Source organism: Actinoplanes sp. NPDC048791 (genome assembly GCF_040650095.1).
In the GTDB taxonomy this organism is placed as follows: domain Bacteria; phylum Actinomycetota; class Actinomycetes; order Mycobacteriales; family Micromonosporaceae; genus Actinoplanes.
Genome location: NZ_JBEZGQ010000977.1, coordinates 1 through 3146 on the forward strand (window position 1 = coordinate 1; position 3146 = coordinate 3146).

Consider the following 3146-nt stretch of genomic DNA (forward strand, 5'->3'; position numbering starts at 1 on the left):
GTTCGAGCAGGCCGACCAGCAGGGCCATCGGCTGGTCCAGCGGGGTCTGCGGCCCGGCGTCGCCGGGCACGCCCCCGATCCGCTGGCCGAAGAGCATCCCGTACCGGCGCCGGTGGCGCAGCGCCCAGTCCCGGTACGCGGCGACGATCAGCCGCAGCCGTACCCGCGGGGTCCGCCGCCCACCCTCGGCCGCCTCGAGCATCGCCGCGGCGAGTTGCTCGTACGACCGGGTTATCAGGTGGGTCAGCAGCGCGTCCCGCGACGGAAAGTAGCGGTACACCGCCGGGGCGGACATCGCCATGCTGCGGGCCAGGGCGGCGATCGACAACGCGTGGACGCCGTCCGCGTCGATGATCGCGAACGAGGTGTCCTCGATCTCCTGCAAGGTCTGCACCCGCAACCGCTCGCGCCTGTTCATCACCTGCGGGTTGTCGGTCATCGTCGCATTGTAACGGGCCGTTGCGGTGCGACGGTCCGTGCGCTACCGGTTGACGCGGCCTGACGCACCGATGCATAGTTACGGCCATTAACTGTGTGACGATGCGTCAGTGAACGAGGGGCCGAGGCCATGATGGGGACGAACACCGCCACCGAGGTGGTGCTGCCGGGCAAGGTCGAGCCCGCCGGCCTGCGACTGGTCGAGCGCGTACTGCCGCCGCCCGGCGCCGGCGAGGCCCTGGTACGGGTCGAGGCCACCGCCGTGTCGTTCGCCGAGAGCGCGATGCGCCGCGGCCGCTACTACGGGCAGCCCGCGTTCCCGTTCGTGCCGGGTTACGACCTCGTCGGCATCGTCGAGCAGGTCGGTCCGGGCGTCGACGGCACCCTCGTCGGCCGGCGGGTCGCCGCGCTGACCAAGACCGGCGCCTGGGCCACGGCCGTCCTGCTGACCGCCGCCGACCTGGTGGAGGTGCCCGACGGAATCGACGCCGACGAGGCGGAGACACTGATCGTCAACGGGCTGACCGCGTACCAGATGCTGCACGGCAGCGCCCGGATCCGGGCCGGGCAGACCGTGCTGGTGCTCGGGGCCAGCGGCGGCGTGGGCACCATCCTGGTGCAGCTGGCCCGGCAGGCCGGCGCCCGGGTGATCGGCACCGCGAGCCCGCGCCACCACGAGGCACTGCGTGCGCTGGGGGTGGAGCCGGTCGACTACCGCGACCCCCACCTGACCGCCCGGATCCGCGAACTGGCCCCCGGCGGCGTGGACGCCGTGTTCGACCACCTCGGCGGCAAGAGCGTCGACCAGTCGTACCGGCTGCTCAACCGCACCGGGACGCTGGTCGCGTACAGCATCGCCAGCAGCCTCGACGACAAGAGTCCGGTGTTGCTGACCTTCATGGCACTGCTGAGCAAACTCGCGTTCTGGAACTACCTGCCGACCGGCCGGCACGCGAGCTTCTACAACGTCTGGGCCGGGGCCGGCAAACCCGGCTCGGCCAAGCGAGAGGCGTTCCGGGCCCGCATCCGTACGGATCTCACCCGGGTCTTCGAGCTGCAACGCGACGGCCAGCTCACCGCACAGATCGCCGCACGCTATCCGCTGTCCGAGGTGGCCGCGGCGGTGGCCCTGTCCGAGTCCGCGAACCGCACCGCCCTCGGCAAGATCATCCTGATCCCGTGAGCGCGGACCCGCGGACACAGCCGGCCGTCGCGCGCTGGGCCGGGCCCGCCCTCGTCGCCGCGGTCCTGGTCGACCTGATCGCCGAGGCGGTCGTCGCGGCCGCCTGGGACGTACGCCCGTACAGCTACGTCGACGACTACGTGAACTTCCTGGGCAGCCGTTTCACCGGCGAGTTCCGCGGCTTCCTCATCTCCTCACCGCTGTGGTGGGTGATGAGCGCGGCCTGGATCGCCTCCGGAGCACTCTTCGCCGCCGCGAGCATCGCCCTCGGTCGCCGGCTCAGCGGATGGCGCCGGCGGACGATCCCGGCGCTCGGCATCGCGCAGGCCGTCGCTCTGATCCTGTTCGCCGTGTTCCCGCTCGGGCCGGCGCGCTTCGACGACGGCACCCTGGTGCTCTACCTGGTGGGGGCGTTCCTGTCGATCATCGCCGGGAACGTCCTGGCCGTGGTCACCGGCCTCTCGGGCTCCCCCGGTGGCTCGCGGTCCTGAGCATCACCGCCGGCGGCATCGGGCTGGCCAACATCCCCCTGACGTACGGCTGGGTGCCCACCGGGCTGGCCGAACGCATCTCCCTCTACAGCGTGCTGCTCTGGGCCCTGACCACCGGCATCGTGCTGATCCGGTCCACCGCGACCCGGCCCGGACCGTCAGGCCTCGGTGGTGGATCCGACCGCGAACGGGTTGAAACCCCAGACCGGTGAGCCGGAACGCGGGACGCTGAAGGCGTACCAGTCGTCGCCGAGCGGTTCGAACACGGCGTCGCCGGCGGTGTCGCCCAGGCGGGGCGCCGGCTGCACGCCGGGTGAGCACCGCACCAGACCCGCGAAGTACGACATGCCGCTGTCCTCGGTCACGTACGTGACGCAGCCGTCATGACTCCATACGGCCGAGAAGCGGTACAGGCCATGGCTTGCCCCGAGCGGTGACGCCGCCAGCTGCGCCAGTCCCGGGCGGTGCCAGGCGAACAGCACCCGGCCGGCGACGCCCGAGCAGGCCACCACCATGGTCACGACGGACACCACCGGCAGGATCAGCCGGATCGGCCAGGACCGGCCGGCCAGCGACGTCAGCCAGCCCACGGCGGCCACCAGCCACAGGACCATGGCCACCCACAACCAGGTCAGGTAGCCGCCCGGCAGGACCACCGCGTACAGCAACGCCACCGCTGCCACCAGGCAGAGGAGGATCGGCCACCAGGTGCGGGCTCTGCTCACGCCGACACGCTACAAAGGCTGGGCCAGCAGGGGCAGCGCGAGCCGGAAACAGGCGCCCGAGCCGGGTGACGTCTCCAGCTCGACGTCGCCGCCGTGGGCCCGGGCGAGCGAACGCGCGATCGACAGTCCGAGCCCGGCGTTGGCGCCGCCCAGGCGGTTCCGCGAGCGGTCGGTGCGGTAGAAGCGGTCGAAGACCCGGCCGGCCTGCTCGGCCCGACCTGGAGATCAAGCCCGGCGAGTTCCTGGTGGTGCTCGGGCCGACCGGCTGCGGTAAGTCGACGCTGCTGCGGCTGCTGGCCGGGTTCGAGG

Annotated in this window: 6 protein-coding genes; 3 read left to right on the top strand and 3 right to left on the bottom strand. The window is 71.9% G+C overall.

Going from position 1 to position 3146, the window contains the following annotated elements; all coding sequences use genetic code 11:
* Nucleotides 1-439: TetR/AcrR family transcriptional regulator (locus AB0C29_RS40725; RefSeq protein ID WP_360832378.1), on the bottom strand; the 439-nt coding region annotated here is incomplete at its 3' end.
* Nucleotides 440-568: 129 nt separating this feature from the next.
* Between AB0C29_RS40725 and AB0C29_RS40730 the strand changes: the two genes are divergently transcribed.
* Together AB0C29_RS40730 and AB0C29_RS40735 are read left to right on the top strand one after the other, a co-directional pair.
* On the top strand, nucleotides 569-1621 hold the full coding sequence (locus AB0C29_RS40730; protein WP_360832381.1) for a medium chain dehydrogenase/reductase family protein: 1053 nt from the start codon (nucleotides 569-571) through the stop codon (nucleotides 1619-1621).
* On the top strand, nucleotides 1618-2112 hold the full coding sequence (locus tag AB0C29_RS40735) for a hypothetical protein (protein ID WP_360832384.1): 495 nt from the start codon (nucleotides 1618-1620) through the stop codon (nucleotides 2110-2112). Before AB0C29_RS40730 ends, AB0C29_RS40735 begins: the two co-directional genes overlap by 4 nt.
* Nucleotides 2113-2270: 158 nt before the next feature.
* Here the strand turns inward: AB0C29_RS40735 and AB0C29_RS40740 are convergent, their stop codons facing one another.
* A complete protein-coding gene (locus AB0C29_RS40740; protein WP_360832386.1) occupies nucleotides 2271-2837 on the bottom strand; it encodes a hypothetical protein in 567 nt (188 codons plus the stop codon).
* 9 nt (nucleotides 2838-2846) lie between these two features.
* Nucleotides 2847-2990, bottom strand: coding sequence for an ATP-binding protein (locus tag AB0C29_RS40745; protein ID WP_360832389.1), 144 nt, complete (start codon nucleotides 2988-2990; stop codon nucleotides 2847-2849).
* Nucleotides 2991-3055: 65 nt separating this feature from the next.
* Here AB0C29_RS40745 and AB0C29_RS40750 point away from each other — a divergent pair.
* On the top strand, nucleotides 3056-3146 hold a 91-nt coding region (locus tag AB0C29_RS40750; protein WP_360832392.1), incomplete at its 3' end, for an ATP-binding cassette domain-containing protein.